At 43.1% G+C, this 17957-nt stretch carries 16 protein-coding genes and 1 riboswitch; of the genes, 13 read left to right on the forward strand and 3 right to left on the reverse strand.

Going from position 1 to position 17957, the window contains the following annotated elements; genetic code table 11:
- Positions 1-311 precede the first annotated feature (311 nt).
- A complete protein-coding gene (locus AB5Y61_RS01610) occupies positions 312-1730 on the forward strand; it encodes a C69 family dipeptidase (RefSeq protein ID WP_368402831.1) in 1419 nt (472 codons plus the stop codon).
- A 129-nt stretch (positions 1731-1859) separates the two neighbouring features.
- Positions 1860-1954, forward strand: a riboswitch (glycine riboswitch).
- A 101-nt stretch (positions 1955-2055) separates the two neighbouring features.
- A complete protein-coding gene (locus tag AB5Y61_RS01615; protein WP_368402833.1) occupies positions 2056-3387 on the forward strand; it encodes an alanine/glycine:cation symporter family protein in 1332 nt (443 codons plus the stop codon).
- 53 nt (positions 3388-3440) lie between these two features.
- Here the strand turns inward: AB5Y61_RS01615 and sstT are convergent, their stop codons facing one another.
- Positions 3441-4658 (reverse strand): serine/threonine transporter SstT, encoded by a 1218-nt coding sequence (gene sstT, locus AB5Y61_RS01620; RefSeq protein ID WP_251457471.1) that lies wholly within the window; start codon positions 4656-4658, stop codon positions 3441-3443.
- 137 nt (positions 4659-4795) lie between these two features.
- Here sstT and AB5Y61_RS01625 point away from each other — a divergent pair, with 137 nt between their 5' ends.
- Positions 4796-5644: a mechanosensitive ion channel family protein gene (locus AB5Y61_RS01625; protein WP_254732779.1), complete on the forward strand. Its 849-nt coding sequence runs from the start codon at positions 4796-4798 to the stop codon at positions 5642-5644.
- 40 nt (positions 5645-5684) lie between these two features.
- Here AB5Y61_RS01625 and AB5Y61_RS01630 read toward each other — a convergent pair whose 3' ends face one another.
- Both AB5Y61_RS01630 and gdhA read right to left on the reverse strand, forming a co-directional pair.
- Positions 5685-6005 carry a hypothetical protein gene (locus AB5Y61_RS01630; protein ID WP_024056290.1) on the reverse strand — a complete coding sequence of 107 codons (321 nt, stop codon included), beginning with the start codon at positions 6003-6005 and terminating at the stop codon, positions 5685-5687.
- 281 nt (positions 6006-6286) lie between these two features.
- Complete coding sequence (gene gdhA, locus AB5Y61_RS01635) at positions 6287-7633, reverse strand: NADP-specific glutamate dehydrogenase (RefSeq protein ID WP_368402835.1); 1347 nt, start codon at positions 7631-7633, stop codon at positions 6287-6289.
- 299 nt (positions 7634-7932) lie between these two features.
- Between gdhA and AB5Y61_RS01640 the strand changes: the two genes are divergently transcribed.
- The 10 genes from AB5Y61_RS01640 to AB5Y61_RS01685 all read left to right on the forward strand — a co-directional run bounded on the left by AB5Y61_RS01640 (position 7933) and on the right by AB5Y61_RS01685 (position 17909).
- On the forward strand, positions 7933-8868 hold the full coding sequence (locus tag AB5Y61_RS01640; protein ID WP_368402836.1) for a dihydroorotate oxidase: 936 nt from the start codon (positions 7933-7935) through the stop codon (positions 8866-8868).
- A 277-nt stretch (positions 8869-9145) separates the two neighbouring features.
- Positions 9146-9502, forward strand: a complete 357-nt coding sequence (locus AB5Y61_RS01645; RefSeq protein ID WP_314653281.1) for a helicase BlpT — start codon at positions 9146-9148, stop codon at positions 9500-9502.
- A gap of 275 nt (positions 9503-9777) precedes the next feature.
- Positions 9778-10713, forward strand: coding sequence for a peptide-methionine (R)-S-oxide reductase MsrB (gene msrB / locus AB5Y61_RS01650; RefSeq protein ID WP_368402838.1), 936 nt, complete (start codon positions 9778-9780; stop codon positions 10711-10713).
- Between the two features lie 482 nt (positions 10714-11195).
- Positions 11196-11984, forward strand: coding sequence for an XRE family transcriptional regulator (locus AB5Y61_RS01655; protein WP_368402839.1), 789 nt, complete (start codon positions 11196-11198; stop codon positions 11982-11984).
- Between the two features lie 196 nt (positions 11985-12180).
- On the forward strand, positions 12181-12384 hold the full coding sequence (locus AB5Y61_RS01660; RefSeq protein ID WP_118396466.1) for a hypothetical protein: 204 nt from the start codon (positions 12181-12183) through the stop codon (positions 12382-12384).
- Between the two features lie 193 nt (positions 12385-12577).
- Positions 12578-13921 carry a CapA family protein gene (locus AB5Y61_RS01665; protein ID WP_368402841.1) on the forward strand — a complete coding sequence of 448 codons (1344 nt, stop codon included), beginning with the start codon at positions 12578-12580 and terminating at the stop codon, positions 13919-13921.
- Between the two features lie 3 nt (positions 13922-13924).
- Entirely contained in the window at positions 13925-15589 is a 1665-nt protein-coding gene (locus tag AB5Y61_RS01670; protein WP_368402842.1) for a MutS-related protein, read from the forward strand.
- A gap of 23 nt (positions 15590-15612) precedes the next feature.
- Positions 15613-16335, forward strand: coding sequence for a DUF554 domain-containing protein (locus AB5Y61_RS01675; protein ID WP_368402844.1), 723 nt, complete (start codon positions 15613-15615; stop codon positions 16333-16335).
- 148 nt (positions 16336-16483) lie between these two features.
- Complete coding sequence (locus tag AB5Y61_RS01680) at positions 16484-17326, forward strand: AraC family transcriptional regulator (protein WP_368402846.1); 843 nt, start codon at positions 16484-16486, stop codon at positions 17324-17326.
- A 40-nt stretch (positions 17327-17366) separates the two neighbouring features.
- Positions 17367-17909 (forward strand): ClbS/DfsB family four-helix bundle protein, encoded by a 543-nt coding sequence (locus AB5Y61_RS01685; protein ID WP_368402848.1) that lies wholly within the window; start codon positions 17367-17369, stop codon positions 17907-17909.
- Positions 17910-17957 lie beyond the last annotated feature (48 nt).

A 17957-nucleotide genomic window follows, 5' to 3' on the forward strand; every position in this document is an offset into this window, starting at 1 on the left:
AATCCAAAGACAATTAAGAGGCTAGGACTTTTGTCCCAGTCTCACTCGGAATTATTGAGACCTTAGGCTCAATAATTAGTCATGGAACTTCTTCGAAGTTCGCTGACGTCCGTGCTCACCTAAGGAAAGTTTCTAAGATAACTTTTTCTTCAATCTGAATCTAGCTGATAAACAGCTAGGTTTTTTAAATTTTACATAATGAACCGGATTAAAAGAAATTGAAAACGATCCGTTTTCAAATTGGATTTTCAGTAGGTCCTCCCTTTTAAAAGTGCTATAATAGAGGCAATGAATGATTTGGGAGGATACGCATGCGTAAACGTGAAAGTGCAGATTCGTGTACAACGATTCTAGTCGGAAAAAATGCTAGCTATGATGGTTCGACCATTGTAGCACGAACAGAGGATTCTCAAAATGGCGTTTTTACGCCTAAGAAATTGATCGTGGTCAAACCAGAAGATCAACCGCGTCATTACAAGTCTGTTTTATCAACTTTTGAAATCGATTTACCAGATAATCCAGTTCGCTATACGGCGGTTCCAGATGCCATTCCTAAAGACGGGATCTGGGGAGAAGCTGGGATCAATGTCTATAATGTCGCCATGAGTGAGACAGAGACCATTACGACCAATAGCCGTGTGCTAGGAGCCGATCCTCTTGTAGAGAGTGGCATCGGTGAGGAAGACATGCTGACCTTGGTTTTGCCTTATGTCAAGACTGCCCGCGAAGGGGTTTTGCGTCTCGGAAAGATTTTAGAAGAGTACGGAACCTATGAATCTAACGGGATTGCGATTTCAGATGTGAATGAAATCTGGTGGTTGGAAACTATCGGAGGTCACCACTGGATGGCGCGCCGTGTTCCAGATGATACCTATGTGACCAACCCGAACCAACTGGGAAGTGATTATTTTGAATTTGGAAATCCAGACGAGTTTCTCTGTGACCCAGATCTTGAAAATTTTGTCACAGAGCACCATTTGATTCTGGATCAAGAAGGAAAAGGTTTTAATCCACGCTATGCCTTTGGTAGTCAAAAGGACAAGGACCGTCACTACAATACACCGCGGGCTTGGGCCATCCAGCGTTTCCTTAATCCTGAAATTGAGCAGGATCCACGGAGCTTTGAGATTCCTTGGTGTCAAAAACCCTATCGCAAGGTGACGATTGAGGATGTCAAATATGTCTTGAGCAATCACTACCAAGATACCATCTACGATCCGTATGGACCGGAAGGAGACCAGGTGAGTCAGCGGACTTTCCGGACGATCGGGATCAACCGGACCAGTCAAACAGCGATTCTGCAATTGCGTCCCAACAAGCCGCAAGAAACGACAGGCATCCAATGGATTTCATACGGCTCCATGCCATACAACACAGCTGTCCCTTTCTTTACCCAAGTGGATACAACGCCAGACTACTTTGCCAATACGACGGCTAAGGTGACAACGGATTCCTTCTACTGGGCCAACCGGATTATTGCCGGACTAGCAGACCCTCACTATGCTCACCATGTTGGTGATTTGGACGATTACCAAGAAACGACAATGGCCTGGGGACATGCGCGCATCAATAAAGTCGATCGTGCCCTTGCAGCAGGTGAAACCGTTGATTTTGAGGCGGAAAACCAAGCTATGAGTGATCAAATCCAGGAAGCGACAGATCAACTCTTGGACAAGATTTTGCTCGATGCTAGCAACCTTATGACCAATCACTTCTCTTTGAGTGATTAAAAACCGAGCATTTACAGAAAGCTTGCAAGATATTTTCATGAATCGTTGACAAAGTATTGAAAATCGATTAAAATAGAGAAAATTACATACGACCGAATGAAGTTTGCAGGAGCGTGAGTGACTGTGAATGGACGGAACTCTGGAGAGACCAGAAATGGCACCGAAGGGGCAAGGTAGAGGATGCATCTACTCAAACTCTCAGGTAAAAGGACAGAGCGAAAAATAGGGGAAGTCCCCTATTTTAAGCAGGACCAGAGTACATGTTTGACATGTACTCTTTCTTTTTCTCATTTCTGTCGAGCGGTCGATAAAAAGGAGACAGAGAATGGATCATGTATTGCAATTTTTTCAGCAACTCGATAATTTAGTATGGGGCGCCCCACTTTTGGTGCTCTTGGTAGGGACAGGGATCTACCTGACCCTTCGTTTGGGCTTGCTTCAGATACGCTACCTTCCAAAAGCCTTCCGCCTGATCTTTACAGAAGATGAGGAACACGGGGATATCTCGAGTTTTGGAGCCCTTGCGACGGCCCTAGCTGCAACTGTAGGGACAGGGAATATCGTAGGGGTAGCGACAGCGATTCAGACAGGTGGCCCAGGTGCCCTCTTTTGGATGTGGATGGCGGCCTTCTTTGGAATGGCGACCAAGTATGCAGAAGGGCTCTTAGCCATTCGTTATCGGACTAAGGATGACAATGGGCACATCTCGGGTGGTCCGATGTACTACATTCTTCACGGGATGGGGGAGAAGTGGCGACCACTAGCTATTTTCTTTGCAGTTGCAGGTGTTCTGGTGGCTCTCTTTGGGATCGGAACCATGACCCAGGTCAATTCCATTACGGGATCCCTCCAAGCGAGTTTTGGAACGGCTCCAGAAGTGGCTAGCGTAGTGATTGCTCTGGTGGTTTCGACTATCATCTTTGGTGGGATTCACTGGATTTCCAAAGTCTCTGAAAAAGTGGTTCCTTTTATGGCTGCTGCCTATATCTTTGCGACGGTTGCAATTATTGTTTTGCATCTGGATCAATTGCTTCCAGCCTTAAAATCGGTCTTTTCAGGTGCCTTCACAGGGACTGCAGCCATAGGAGGTTTTGCAGGAGCAACGGTCAAAATGGCCATCCAAAAAGGGGTGGCGCGTGGAGTTTTCTCCAATGAATCTGGTCTCGGATCTGCACCCATTGCAGCAGCGGCGGCGAAGACCAATGAACCTGTCGAGCAGGGCTTGATCTCGATGACAGGAACCTTTATTGATACCATTATCATCTGTAGTTTGACAGGACTTTCGCTCTTGGTTTCAGGTGAGTGGATGGCGAAGGGCAGCACGAGTACCTTGACCCAGGATACGTTTACAGGAGTCTTTGGCCCAGTTGGAGGCATTATCTTAACGCTGTGCTTGGTGCTGTTTGCGACAACGACCATTCTTGGATGGTCTTACTACGGAGAACGGTGTTTCGAATTCCTATTTGGTGTCAAACATATCAACCTCTACCGGACCTTCTTTGTCTTAATGGTTGGACTAGGTGGTTTCCTAAAATTAGATCTGGTCTGGGTGATTGCAGATATCGTCAATGGGCTTATGGCTCTACCCAACTTGATTGCGCTCTTGGCCCTCTCACCTGTCATTATCAAAGAAAGCAAACGCTACTTTAAGAAATAAGAAAACCCAGATCGCGAGGTCTGGGTTTTCTAGTCTATTTGAGATAGGATCTTTTAATAGCGTTTTTCCTTTGGCCAGCTGCTCATTTCAGCGATGGCAGTGAAGAGCACATCTGTCGAAGAGTTGAGGGCTGTTTCGCAAGAGTCTTGAATGACCCCGATGATAAAGCCGACACTGACGACTTGCATGGCCAAATCATTGGTGATGCCAAAGAGGCTACAAGCAACAGGGATGAGAAGGAGAGATCCTCCCGCAACTCCGGATGCCCCGCAGGCTGAGATGGCTGCCACAACACTGAGGATAAGCGCTGTTCCAAAGTCAACCTGAATGTGTAAGGTATTGGCAGCAGCTAGCGTCAAAATATTGATCGTCACGGCTGCGCCTGCCATGTTAATGGTAGATCCAAGAGGGATAGAAACAGAGTAAGTATCTGGATTGAGCCCCAGCTCTTCACAGAGACGCATGTTGACAGGGATGTTGGCTGCAGAACTTCTGGTGAAGAAGGCTGTTACCCCACTGACACGGAGGCATTTAAAAACAAGGGGATAGGGATTTTTGCGGATCATGAAAAAGACGATCAATGGATTGATGACCAGAGCGACAAAAGCCATCGTTCCCACCAATACTACTAAGAGAATCCCGTAGTTACTAAGGGCGCTAAGTCCTTGGCCAGCGATGGTCGTGAAGACCAAACCTAAGATCCCAAATGGAGCTAGGTTGATAATCCACTCGACAATTTTTGAAGTGATGTCTGCTAGGGTTTGTAGGAGGTCTTTACTATGTTCACTGGCCTCTCTCATGGCGATCCCAAAGACAGTCGCCCAAGAAAGGATCCCAATGTAGTTGGCTTGTTGCAAGGCGTTGACCGGGTTGTCGACGATCTTGAGCAAGAGGTTACTAATCACTTCACCAATCCCGTTTGGAGAGGATCCTTCAGCGGCCTTTCCAGTCAGAGTAATGGTGATAGGGAAGATGTAATTGACCAAAACAGCGACGAAGGCGGCTGCAAAGGTTCCTAGGAGATAGAGGACGATGACCTTTTTCATATTGGTCTCTGTCCCTTTTTGGTGTTGGGAGAGAGCATTTGCGACGAGTGCAAAGACCAGAAGGGGTGCGATGGCACGGAGCCCCCCGACAAAGAACTCTCCTAAGAGTCCAATCCCAGTTGCTTTCGGAAATACAAGTGCTAGAACGACACCAAGTACAATCCCGATTGCGATTCTTTTCATAAGGTTGGTTTTATTCCAAGTGGTAATCAGTCGATGAATCATGTAAGGCCTCCTTAAAAAATAATTAAGGAATATTATACGATAGTTAGGGGGGAAAAGCAATGAAATTTTTAAAAAATAGCCTTATTTCCGAATATTTGATATAATTATACTATTCTTTGTTAGAAAGGCCCGAATAAATGAGTCAAGCTTTCCAACGTTATTTCAGTAAAATAGACTGGACAAAGATTTTTGATGACCTAATTTCAAAATGCATCTCCCTGATTTTTGTCTTTCTCTTATTTTTTATCGCTAAAAAGGTCATCCATAGCCTGGTCAAGCGGATATTAACCCCTTCTTTTAAGTATACGGTGCAGGATGAAGCCCGTAAAAAAACCATTCTCCGTTTAGTAGAGAGTCTCTTGAACTACTGCTTGTATTTTATCTTGATCTACTGGATCTTGTCGATCCTCGGTCTTCCAGTCTCTAGTCTATTGGCTGGTGCTGGGATTGCTGGGGTGGCTATCGGGATGGGAGCCCAGGGCTTCCTTTCCGATTTGGTCAATGGTTTCTTTATCCTTTTAGAACGCCAGCTGGATGTGGGGGACAATGTCCGACTTACCAATGGTTCTATTAATATTGCCGGCATCGTTAGCAGTGTGGGAATTCGGACAACTCAAGTACGTGATTTTGACGGGACTCTCCACTTTGTCCCAAACCGCAATATCACTGTCGTCAGCAACCTCTCTCGCGGCGATATGCGCGTGCTGGTAGATATTCCGCTAGATGCGAATACCGATCTTGACAAGATCTACCAGGTCATCGCTCAGGTCAATCAGTCTCAACAAGACAAGCACCCAGAAGTGTTGACAGGCCCTACCATTTTAGGCCCACAGATCGAAAAAAATGGCCGCTATTCCTTCCGCATTGCGATGACTGCGCAAAATGGAACCCAGACGACTGTTTATCATACTTACTATAAACTCTACCATGATGCCTTGATGGAAGCAGGGATTAACCTACCGACAGGAAAGAACGGGATCATGTAAAAAAGCTCAGAAATATTTTTCTGAGCTTTTTTAATCGATGTTACGATCTTAAGTGGCAGTATTTGTCATCCAAATATTTAATCTGATCCCAAATCTTTCGAGCCTCAGGTGGCAAGATCAATAATTGCTTGCGCAATAGGGCAGTGATTTCGAGATCCAATGATTCGATCGGAAGGGCTATGGCTACGGAACTTTTTGCCCTTTGGATCTTATTAATGCAGTGTTGGATATGCTGGCAAGCAGTACAAGTCTGTGCTTGACGGCTTGCTGCAATCTCCTGACGCATATCAGAAAGCAGTTGCATCAATTCAGACTTAAGGAATTCAATGGTAGTTGACTTGTCTTGAGCAAAATGAAACATAAGCGCACCTCCTTTTGCTATAGTTTAATACTAATTTATTAAAAATGCAAGGGGGTAAAGTAAAAAAAATAAAATTTTTTTAGAAAAAGATACAGAAAAAGAGATGGCTCAAATCTCTCATCACTAATGATGGTTAAGATTCCTTTCTTTAAAAATGACTTTCTTCCCTTGAGACCAATTGTCCTTAAAGAGATCAGTAGCTACAAAAAACTCCTGAAACACACTAGTTTCAGGAGTTGAGAGGCTTTGACCCGAAGGTCTCAAAGAAAAATATCGATTGATTATACAAGACCTTGTTCAATCATCGCGTTTGCGACATTTTCAAAGGCAGCGATGTTGGCACCTGCAAGGTAATCTTTACCAAGTCCGTAAGTTTCTGCAGTTGTTTTAGCAGTGTTGAAGATGTTGGTCATGATGTCTTTCAAACGTCCGTCTACTTCTTCGCGTGTCCATGAAAGACGTTGGCTGTTTTGGCTCATTTCAAGAGCAGATACAGCAACCCCACCAGCATTGGCTGCTTTAGCAGGTCCGTAAAAGATACCATTTTCTTTGTATACGTTGATGGCATCAAGGTCGCTAGGCATGTTGGCTCCTTCAGAAACAACTTTTACCCCTTGAGCAACCAAGCGGTTCGCTGCCTCACCGTTGATCTCGTTTTGAGTCGCACATGGAAGAGCGATATCATAGTTACCAGCGTAAGTCCATACAGATCCTTCGTAGTATGTAGCAGTTGGTTTTTCAGCAGCGTATTCAGTCAAACGTGCACGACGTTTTTCTTTCACGTCTGTAAGAAGGTCGAAGTCAATACCGTTCTCGTCGATCACGTAACCGTTTGAATCAGATACAGAGATAACAGTTGCACCAAGTTCAGTTGCTTTTTGAAGAGCGTATTGGGCAACGTTACCAGAACCTGAGATCACGACTTTCTTACCAGCAAAGCTGTCACCGTTGGCTTTGAGCATTTCTTCAGTATAGTAAACCAAACCATAGCCAGTTGCTTCTGGACGGATCAAGCTACCACCAAAACCAAGAGGTTTACCAGTCAAGACACCAGCATCGAATTGGCGAAGGCGTTTGTATTGACCGTAAAGGTATCCGATTTCACGTCCACCAACCCCGATATCACCAGCTGGGACATCAAGAGAAGGACCGATGTGCTTTTGCAATTCAGTCATGAAGCTTTGACAGAAACGCATCACTTCAGCGTCAGTTTTTCCTTTAGGATCGAAGTCAGATCCACCTTTACCACCACCGATAGGAAGACCAGTCAAAACGTTTTTGAAGATTTGTTCGAATCCGAGGAATTTCAAGATCCCTTGGTTAACAGTTGGATGGAAACGAAGACCACCTTTGTAAGGACCTACAGCAGAGTTGAATTGAACACGGTATCCACGGTTTACTTGGATGTTTCCTTCACGGTCAACCCAAGGAACACGGAAGGAAATCACGCGTTCAGGTTCTGTAATACGAGCTAAAATGTTTTCTTCGATGTATTCAGGGTGTTTTTCAAAAACAGGTTCCAAAGTGCTGAGGAACTCTTCAACAGCTTGAAGGAATTCAGCTTCATGGCCGTTACGAGCTTTTACAGTTTCGAAGGTACTTTGAATATATTCTTTAGCAGTTGTCATGTTAATTCTCCTTTGTAAATGAAACAAAAACCAGCAAACCCGCTAGGGGATTGGCTTTGAGACAGTTGACAAACAATGTCACGTTTTATTACATGGATCATTATAGCAGACTTTTTTTGGCTTGTAAAGAAAAAAGTTGAATTTTCTGAAAATTTTATTGCGACTAGGAAAGTCCGAATGTTTGCAAGAATTTTTCGCTTTGTTTGTCCGGAAGCTTCCAAGTGATGGTATAATGAAAGAAGAAAATAGAGAGCATCCCGAACGATTCTGTTGATGGGTGTTTCAAAAAGGAGTACAAGATGGTATCGACAAAAACGCAAATTGCTGGTTTTGAATTTGACAACTGCCTGATGAATGCGGCAGGCGTGGCCTGTATGACCAAGGAAGAGTTGGAAGAAGTGAAGAATTCAGCTGCTGGGACTTTTGTGACCAAGACAGCGACCTTAGAATTCCGTGCGGGAAATCCCGAACCACGCTATCATGATGTGCCACTTGGTTCGATCAATTCGATGGGCCTTCCCAACCAAGGCTTGGATTATTATTTGGATTACCTATTAGAGTTGCAAAAAACAGATCCTGACCGGACCTTCTTCTTATCTCTCGTCGGCATGTCTCCTGAAGAGACCCATACCATCTTGAAAAAGGTGCAAGACAGCGACTTTAAAGGCTTGACAGAACTGAACCTTTCTTGCCCTAATGTCCCTGGAAAACCTCAAATTGCTTATGACTTTGATACGACCGATCGGATCTTGTCCGAGGTCTTTGCCTATTTCACAAAACCGCTTGGTATTAAATTGCCACCTTACTTTGATATTGTTCACTTCGATCAAGCAGCAGCAATCTTTAACAAATACCCGCTTAAGTTTGTCAATTGTGTCAACTCGATCGGAAATGGTCTCTATATCGAGGATGAATCCGTTGTGATTCGTCCGAAGAACGGCTTTGGTGGGATTGGTGGAGAGTATGTCAAACCAACAGCCCTTGCTAATGTCCATGCCTTTTATCAACGTCTGAATCCAGAAATTCAGATTGTGGGGACTGGTGGTGTCTTGACCGGTCGTGATGCCTTTGAACATATTCTATGTGGGGCTAGTATGGTGCAAATCGGAACGACGCTTCATAAAGAAGGAGTGGAGGCTTTTGAACGCATTACTGCGGAACTCAAATCCATCATGGAAGAAAAAGGCTACCAAAGCTTGGAAGATTTCCGTGGGAAATTACACTACATTGACTAATTTTTCGAAAAGAACTTCCTCAAGTGGAAACTTGGGGGAGTTTTTTATGAGAGTGGGACAGAAATCGGTCATTCGTTAGAATTCGATTTCGTCGTCCCACCTCCGCACAGTTGAGTAGGGCTGTAAAAGCTGATGAAATCAGCGTAGTAGACCCACTCAACCACTGCGTCTTGCTCGACAATCTAGAAACAATTGAGAGGCTAGGACTTTTGTCCCAGCCTCATTCTGTTCCTAGTTTTAGGAATTTTCCATTTTTATAAAGAGAAAAAGGTGTACAATGGAGGTGAAAAGGAAGGTGATTTCTATGGAAGAAAGGGACGTGATTCAAGAGGCAAGAACGACGGTCAGCCTTCTTCAAACAGCCTTTTTGAAAGGATGCACCCCCAGTCCAGATGCCCTTCGATTTCGAGAAAATCTAGATCAGATGTTGAAAGGTTTACGAAAGGCTAGGCGGGTAGACAATCGCTTGTTGATCGAGTTGGAAAAGTTTTATCAGACCGCCAGTCTATTGATTGGTCTGGGCGGGCTAGCATTGAACGAAGAAGCCTTTCAAGCTTGGCGAGCTTATGATCACTGGCATTACGAGGTTGTGAAGCCTCAGTTACAGGTCTATGGACCGACGGTGCTTTTGTAGTTGATACTAGCTTTGTGTTTGTCCACAGATATTCAGAGGAGGTGTTGGTCATGGTAGTTCTTCATGATTTTCTACATCAGTTAAGCCTATCGTTTTGGAACTTTTATTACTCGCTCTTTTTCTTATTTGAAAAATAAGAAGGATTGAATCCCTTTTACATATAGTAGAAGGGATTTTTGATGCAGAATCCTTGAAAATCTGAGGCTCTTGGATTATGATGGAGCTAATAGATAAGAAGTGTTCCTTTTAGGGAATGCGGAAAGCGAGGAAAAAAGATGGCAGAGATTTATCTAGCAGGTGGCTGTTTTTGGGGTTTAGAGGAATATTTTTCACGGATCCCCGGTGTAGAACAGACGACGGTGGGCTATGCCAATGGCCAGGTAGAAACGACCAATTACCAACTTATCAAGGAAACGGATCATGCAGAGACTGTACAAGTCATCTACGATCCATATAAAATCACCCTAAGAGCGATTCTGCTCTACTATTTCCGGGTGATTGATCCCTTGTCCATTAACAAACAGGGAAATGATCGAGGCCGCCAATATCGGACGGGTGTCTATTATACAGACGAGGCAGATCGTGAAGTGATCACCCAAGTGTTTGCGGAAGAAGAGAAGCAACTGGGACGCAAAATCGCGGTTGAGTTGGAACCCTTGCGCCACTACATCCTAGCTGAGGACTACCACCAAGACTACCTCAAGAAGAATCCTGGAGGCTATTGCCATATCGATGTGACAGATGCTGATCAGCCCTTGATTGATCCAGCAGCTTATCAGAAGCCAGATCAAGAAATCCTAAAGGCGAAACTGACAGCAGAGCAGTACCAAGTCACTCAAGAAAGTGCGACGGAGCGTCCTTTCCACAATGCCTATGATCAGACCTTTGAAGAGGGGATTTATGTGGATATTACGACGGGGGAACCTCTCTTTTTTGCCAAGGATAAGTTTGCGTCTGGCTGTGGATGGCCAAGTTTCTCCCGTCCCATTGCCAAAGACGTCGTCCACTATTACCAGGACCATAGCCACGGGATGGAGCGGATCGAAGTTCGTTCCCGCTCAGGCAATGCCCATCTCGGCCATGTCTTCACCGATGGACCAAAAGACCAGGGTGGCCTTCGCTATTGCATCAATTCGGCCTCTTTGCGCTTTATTCCAAAAGAAGAGATGGAGCAAGAAGGTTATGGATATTTGTTAAAAGCTTTGAAATAATAGAAAAAGCATCTTAGAAACTTTCCTTAGGTGAGTACGGACGTCAGCGAACTTCATAGAAGTTCCATGACTTAGTTTTGAACCTAAGGTTTCAAAACTCCCAAGTGCCTGAAACATCATTGTTTCAGGCACTTTTCTCACAGCGGAAAGTTTCAGTAGATGCTTGCATCAGTTGAAAATCGTGATGATGTTTTCTGCAATACCACTTGGGTTGCCTTAGGTAAGAAAAAAATCCACATTCTGAGAGATAGAAGCCACTTTTATAAATAAAGAGCATGATTTTCAAGTTAGAATGCTTTTTAAGGAAAATATGAAAAGGTTTTCGTTATTCTAACAAAATATGTGTTAAAATTAGTATAAGATTTAATTAGTAGAGATGTACTGATGATGAAAGATTTAAAAAAGAGATTGGGAAAAAAATAAAATCTACACGACTAGATAGAAAATCTACACAAGCAGATATTTGCGATGATGAAACTGAATTGACTATTCGGCAATTAGCCCGAATTGAGAATGGTCAGGCTATGCCAACTGTACCCAAATTAATATATTTAGCGAAAAAACTGAATGTCGAAGTTCAGTATTTTGTTGATATTGACAAAATTGAAATACCAAAAGATTATCTAAGGTTAAAGAAAGAATTGGTAGATAGTCCGACCTATGCGGATCGAGAACGAATTGAGCGGAAACAAGCGATTTTAGAAGAAATTGGGGAATGTTACTACGATCGTCTTCCAGAGGATGAACAATTACTTATAGATGTGATTCAAGCGCGTCTAGATATTTATAATAGTTCTGATGTGAGATATGGTCTTGCTCTTTTAGAAGAATACTTTCAACAAATCTTAAAGAAAACAATTTATACGGTTAATGACTTGTTAATTATCGAACTCTACTTTTTTTGCTGTGCTGTAGGATTAGAAGATAAAAGGTATTTTCAGGAGTTGGCTGATAAAGTAATGCTTGACATAGATTATAGGGACAAGGAATACCTGACACAGTTGGAAAAAATATTGCTTGTTTTGCTAGCTCAGTTGGAAGAAAAATGTACGCTTAAATATATTCAAACTTTCGAAGATGTAATTGATAAGACGAGACATGTTTATTACAAACCTCTTATTTATATGTTTAAAGCAAAATATATGCTCCATGTGGAAAAGAGCAAGGAGAAATCTGAGGAGTTGTATGAAAAGGCAATTACATTTGCTGAATTATTGGATGATGAAGTGCTGGTACAAAGATTATTAGAAGAAAAAAAGAACGATTTTTAGCAACCCGACGTTTAAGTCATGTTGCTTTTTTCATTTTATGTTAGACTGAAATCATAAAAAAGGCAAAGATATCAGAAAACTTTATTTCCTACAGTAGGATATATAACTGTTTGTTGAATCGGTATATTTTGGATGTTGTAGGACGATCTTTTAGTTGATTCATTTCCCAAACATTCGTTTTAGAGAAAAGGAGTTTATGATGAAAAATAGAAATTTATGGCGAACAATTTTTGCGCTTTCGGCTTTGGTGACTCTAATTGGATTAGGATTTACTGCCTATAATCATTTTGTATTTCATCAACCTTTTATGAATCGGACGACAAAAGGGTTGCTTTCGGCCTTTTTCCTAAGTCTTGTCATGATTGCGATCAGCTTGTCCAAATCAAACGATAAGAAGTGATTTGCGACCATTTATATGAATCAATCAACTGTGCAAGAGTAGGACGATGAAGCGTTTCTAAACAATGGCGCTTCTGTCCTGCTCTCTTTTTTCTCTTCTTAAAATTTGTGATACAATGAAGAGAAAGTATTTCAATGACAGCTCAATTTGTTGGTGGATCATTGGAGAAACTGGATATGAAGAAGAGGTAGGAATGTTAGAGAAGTGGGAGAATGTGAAAGGGACCATCAAAACGATGGGAAAAGAGTTGTCAGTGGCCTTTGATTGTGCTTTTGATCGTCTCTTTTCAAGGATTCAGCTGACCAATGAACAGTTTGTCTATGTGCTCTTGTCCATCGTTTTTATCGTGGCCAATGCCATCTTGTGGGTGCAAAAGTTCCAAGGCTTTCCGATCACCGCAACCGAACGACCGGAAGTTGTGTACAAGGCAAAAACACCGGCTGATCAGATTCCTCATACAGCTCGAATCATGGCGAATGGAGACCAGCTCTATCATGATCTGGTCTATATGAGTGCACAAAAAGAAGACGGAAGCTATGATTTTCATGAAAATTATGAGTATGTCAAACCCTGGCTACAAAAAGCAGATCTGGCCTTGGGCGATTTTGAGGGAACCATTAACCCGGATTACTATTTGTCGGGTTATCCTCTCTTTAATGCGCCGAGCGAAGTCGTACCAGCCATCAAGGATGCTGGTTATGATGTCATGGATTTGGGACACAACCATATCTTGGATTCAGGCCTAGATGGGGTCTATTCGACAGCTAAGGCCTTTGAAGATGCAGGCATCACACCTGTCGGTGTCTACACGCATGAAAAGAGAGGGCAAGCTCCCTTGGTGATCAAGGAAGTGAATGGCATCAAGATTGCTATTCTAGCCTATGCTTACGGCTTTAATGGGATGGAAACGACGCTCACTCCAGAAGAGCAAGCAGATGTCTTGTCTGATTTGGATGAAGAGCGGATGAAGGCGGAGATCCAAAAGGCAGAGCAAGAGGCTGATATCACCATTGTCATGCCCCAGATGGGAATCGAGTACCAGTTGGAGCCGACAGAAGAGCAAAAAGAGCTCTACCATAAGATGATTTCATGGGGAGCTGATATTGTCTTTGGCGGACATCCTCATGTTGTAGAGCCTGCTGAAGTGGTCAATAAAGATGGTCAAAACAAGCTCATCATCTACTCGATGGGGAATTTCCTTTCTAATCAGCGTCTGGAAACCATGGAGGACGTGGAGACTGCCCAGTGGACAGAGCGAGGAGTCTTGATGGATGTGACCATCGAAAAGGTCGGCCGCAAGACAAAGATTAAGACAGCGACTGCTCATCCAACCTGGGTTAGTCGAACTCCGAAGGGGACCTATTCTCCTGAAGGCTATGAGTTGTACAAGTACCAGACCTATATTTTGGAAGATTTTATCCAGGGTGGCAAATACCGCGACAAGCTGGATGAGGAGACCAAGGAGAGAGTGGACACGGCCTACCGAGAAATGAAGGAACATGTTCACTTGGACTGGCCTCAGAATGGAAAGGAATAGAGCATGGAAGGAAATGTGAACTGGATTCCGCTTGGGATTCTAGGATTGATGGTGGTGATTTGGGCAACCAAATTTCTGACGGCCATCCGCCTCGCGCAAAAGCTGAAAAAAGCTTGGGATGGAGCGCCTTTCTTTCGCAAGAAAGACACGGAAGAAAGTTTGATTGACAGTCTGGCTTATCCAGCTAAGGGAAGGACGAACGATAGCCAAGTGGATGATCAGACCTGGCATGACTTGGCTTTGGACGCAGTCTTTGATCAGCTCAATTACACCCAATCGAGCCTTGGGGCAGAAGCTCTCTATCAAAAAATGCGCCTGCTGGAATTCCAGCCTCAGGATCAACTTCATGACTTAGAAGCCTTCTTTGAAGAGCATCCCGATTTGCGGCTCAAGGTTCAGGTCATTTTCAACCAACTGGGCAAGAAGAACCACAATATGGCGCGTAGCATTGTCGCAAAACCTGGCAAGCATTATGCAGGTTTGCCCCTCTATATAGCCTTGGCCTGTCTTCCAATCCTCTGTCTCTTTGCCATCCCCTTTGAGCCGGTTGGGGCGATTACCCTCTTGGTGATCAGTGTGGTCTTTAATATCGTCTTTTCAAGTTTGCGCAATTGGTCCAATAAAATCCGTCTGGACAATGTTAGCTACCTGGTCCGCATCTTTGCTTCGGCAGAACGCTTGAGCCATCTAGCCTTGCCACAACAAGAAGAGCTCAAGCAGGCAGTCAAACCCTTTAAGAAAACGCGGATCCTTGCCAGTGTCTTGCAGAGTCCAACGGGGACCTCTGAGATGGAAATTATTCTCCTCTACCTCAATGTCCTCTTTTTACTCCCGCAGATCGCTCAGGTTTATATTTACAATCAGGTGAAGGCTTATCAAAAAGAGGCCCAGAAGCTTCTGGATCTGCTAGGGGAGATGGAAGTCGCTATTAGTCTCTTGCGCCATAAGCGGGATCTAGAAGTGGTCTGTCAGCCAGTCTTTACAGAGACGGGTGGGATTGAAGGCGAGACGCTCTATCATCCCTTGCTGTCTAATCCGATTGCAAATGATGTGCATTTTCAAAAAAATATGGTCATCAGTGGGGACAATGCGTCTGGGAAATCGACCTATTTGAAGACCGTCGCTATCAATGCTATTCTGGCTCAAGGGCTGGGCCTTGCCTATGGAGAAAGCTTGGCCCTGCCTTACGGTCATGTCCTAACGGCTATGGATGTAAGCGATGATATTGAAGTTGGAGATAGCTACTTTATCACGGAGAGCAAAGCTATTTTGCGTATGATTCAGCATCTGAAAAAGCCTGGTTTTCACTACTTCTTTATTGACGAGCTCTTTAAGGGGACCAATACCATCGAGCGGATCGGATCAGGCCTTGGAATTGTCCGCTGGTTGGCTGCCCAAAACTGTCTCTACATGATTTCCAGCCATGATATTGAGCTGGTCGCAGCCTCCGGTGAAGTCAATGATAATTACCATTTTGACAGTCGCTATGTGGATGGCAAGATCGTCTTTGACTACCAGATCAAGCCAGGGTCAGCGGTGACCAAAAATGCGGTCAATACTCTAGAAAGCTTGCATTATCCAGAGTTGATTACGCAAACAGCCAAGGACTTGATTGACCAGTATGAAGAGACGGGACACTGGTCTTTGAAAGAAATTGAAAAAGAATGAAAAATGCACGAAGGAGTTTGTAAATGATCGGTTTAGGGACCTTTTATAATGCCTTAGGAGTTGTATTTGGTGGGCTTTTAGGACTGCTCATCGGTCAACGTTTATCAGAAGATTTTCATGAGACCCTTCTGAAAGTGACAGGAGTTGCTGTTTTTGTCTTGGGTATTGCAGGGACCTTGGAAAAGATGCTGGTGGTGCATGGAAGTCATGTGGAGAGTCACGGCAGTATGATGTTGATTCTGAGTCTAGTAATCGGGACCGTAATCGGGGAACTCTTGAAGATTGAGGAGGGGTTTGAGCGCCTGGGAACCTGGCTGAAGGAAAAGACGGGCAACCAAGGCGATTCCAGCTTTGTTGATGCCTTTATGACCACGGCCTTGACCATTTGTATCGGGGCTATGGCGGTAGTCGGAGCTGTCCAGGATGGCTTGACAGGGGACACTTCGACCTTGTTGGCCAAGGCTATTCTGGATATGGTCATTGTTCTGGTCTTGACTGTTTCGAAAGGAAAGGGTGCCATCTTTGCGGTGGTCCCACTCGTGATCTTTCAGGGTACGATTACGCTGTTGGCCCATTTGATCGCACCGATCATGACCCCACAAGCGCTGTCGAATCTCTCACTGGTCGGCTCCAGCCTTATTCTCTGTGTCGGGATCAACCTCATCTGGGGCAAACGAATCAAGGTCGCAAACCTCCTTCCAGCAGTGTTGATTGCCATTATTTGGACCTTTCGATGGATTTATTGATAAAACAAAAGTGTTATTTGAATTTGTTGAATTTAGCAAGGTATAAATTTCTATGAAATGAAACCTACAAAACTTGTACGGATATTGTAGGGTAAGAAAAGAAATCTTCCTCTATACTAAAATAAACCGAAAGAAAGGAGGAATCGAAATGAATATTATCAAGTCGTTTAACAATACGATTGATTACCTTGAAACAGTTCTTGATGATGAGATTGATGAAAAGAAAGTAACTCAGTTATCAGGATATTCGTATTCAATGTTCAGTCGCTTGTTTTCTATTCTGACTGAAACAACGCTCTCAGAATATTTAAGAAGTAGAAGATTAACGGAAGCAGCCGTTATATTAAGAGATACGGATGAAAAGATTATTGATGTTGCTTTCAAATTCGGATACGAGTCATCGGATTCATTTGGAACAGCTTTTAAGAATTTTCATGGATTTACTCCTTCAGAGGTGAGAAACGGGAAACCATTTAAATTAGTTTCACGGGTGCAATTAGCACTAAGTGTAAGAGGAGGAAGAAGCATGAACATTACAATTCAAAAGAAACAAGCATTTACAGTTGCAGGAATCAATGAACAAAACATCAATTCATCATTATGTCCGAGTATTTGGGATGAGCTATATGAAAAATATAGCCACGATGAACTTGCAAGTTTGGGAAGCGGTCAAAGTGTTGGCGTTTGCCATGATGTGGAAAACCCAAGCACAATAAACTATATGGCTGGTTATATCGTTAATGATGTAGATAAAGCCACAAGTATGGGCTTAGATGTTTTGGAAGTGGAAGAAGCAGAGTATGCAGTTGTAGAATTAGTAGGAAGTGTTCCGGAGTGCATTCATAACGGGTGGAAATATGCAATGGAAGTATTCTTCCCTGAGCATGGCTATATTCATTCAGGAAAATCTGACTTTGAATATTACTATGAAGGTGATATGCACAGCAAAGACTACAAAATGGAACTTTGGATTCCGATAACTAAAGCTTAAAAACCATATTGAGATATAGCGTAAAGTAGGAGGAAATATTATGCCAAGACCAAGAACAAAAGAAGATTTAATGATTGCAGCGAAAGAAAACTATGATAAGTTGAACGTATTAATTGCTAAGCTATCTGACGAAGAATTAAACACACCTCTTGACTTTTCAAGTGATGAAAAAAAGAAAGAGGCTCATTGGAAAAGAGACAAAAATTTAAGAGATATTTTGATTCATTTATATGAATGGCACCAACTTCTTTTGAATTGGGTAGATACAAATTTAAAGGGAGTGGCAAAACCTTTTATTCCAGCTCCATATAATTGGAAAACTTATGGAGATATGAATGTCGAGTTTTGGAAAAAACATCAAAATACTTCTCTTGAAGATGCAAAAGAAATGTTTCATAAATCCCATAAAGATGTTTTAGAATTAGCTGAGAGATTTACAAACGAAGAATTGTTTTCAAAAGATGTCTATAAGTGGGTAGGAGGAAGTGTACTTGGTTCGTATTTTGTAAGCGCTACTTCAAGTCATTATGATTGGGCGATGAAGAAATTAAAAGCACATCAAAAAAATTGTAAGAAAAAATAAGCAGATATGGTATCTTTTTGGTAGCTAAACAGACAAAATATCTTGTTT

This window comes from Streptococcus parasanguinis (assembly GCF_040908565.1).
GTDB classification, from domain to species: domain Bacteria; phylum Bacillota; class Bacilli; order Lactobacillales; family Streptococcaceae; genus Streptococcus; species Streptococcus parasanguinis_AC.

Excerpts from the sequence above, each read along its gene's own strand:
- AB5Y61_RS01685 (WP_368402848.1), top strand. The coding sequence starts at position 17,367 with ATGCCAAGACCAAGAACAAAAGAAGATTTAATGATTGCAGCGAAAGAA.
- AB5Y61_RS01640 (WP_368402836.1), top strand. The coding sequence starts at position 7,933 with ATGGTATCGACAAAAACGCAAATTGCTGGTTTTGAATTTGACAACTGC.
- AB5Y61_RS01680 (WP_368402846.1), top strand. The coding sequence starts at position 16,484 with ATGAATATTATCAAGTCGTTTAACAATACGATTGATTACCTTGAAACA.
- AB5Y61_RS01610 (WP_368402831.1), top strand. The coding sequence starts at position 312 with ATGCGTAAACGTGAAAGTGCAGATTCGTGTACAACGATTCTAGTCGGA.
- AB5Y61_RS01675 (WP_368402844.1), top strand. The coding sequence starts at position 15,613 with ATGATCGGTTTAGGGACCTTTTATAATGCCTTAGGAGTTGTATTTGGT.
- AB5Y61_RS01665 (WP_368402841.1), top strand. The coding sequence starts at position 12,578 with ATGTTAGAGAAGTGGGAGAATGTGAAAGGGACCATCAAAACGATGGGA.
- AB5Y61_RS01625 (WP_254732779.1), top strand. The coding sequence starts at position 4,796 with ATGAGTCAAGCTTTCCAACGTTATTTCAGTAAAATAGACTGGACAAAG.
- gdhA (WP_368402835.1), bottom strand. The coding sequence starts at position 7,633 with ATGACAACTGCTAAAGAATATATTCAAAGTACCTTCGAAACTGTAAAA.
- AB5Y61_RS01630 (WP_024056290.1), bottom strand. The coding sequence starts at position 6,005 with ATGTTTCATTTTGCTCAAGACAAGTCAACTACCATTGAATTCCTTAAG.
- msrB (WP_368402838.1), top strand. The coding sequence starts at position 9,778 with ATGGCAGAGATTTATCTAGCAGGTGGCTGTTTTTGGGGTTTAGAGGAA.
- AB5Y61_RS01645 (WP_314653281.1), top strand. The coding sequence starts at position 9,146 with ATGGAGGTGAAAAGGAAGGTGATTTCTATGGAAGAAAGGGACGTGATT.
- AB5Y61_RS01615 (WP_368402833.1), top strand. The coding sequence starts at position 2,056 with ATGGATCATGTATTGCAATTTTTTCAGCAACTCGATAATTTAGTATGG.
- sstT (WP_251457471.1), bottom strand. The coding sequence starts at position 4,658 with ATGATTCATCGACTGATTACCACTTGGAATAAAACCAACCTTATGAAA.
- AB5Y61_RS01660 (WP_118396466.1), top strand. The coding sequence starts at position 12,181 with ATGATGAAAAATAGAAATTTATGGCGAACAATTTTTGCGCTTTCGGCT.
- AB5Y61_RS01670 (WP_368402842.1), top strand. The coding sequence starts at position 13,925 with ATGGAAGGAAATGTGAACTGGATTCCGCTTGGGATTCTAGGATTGATG.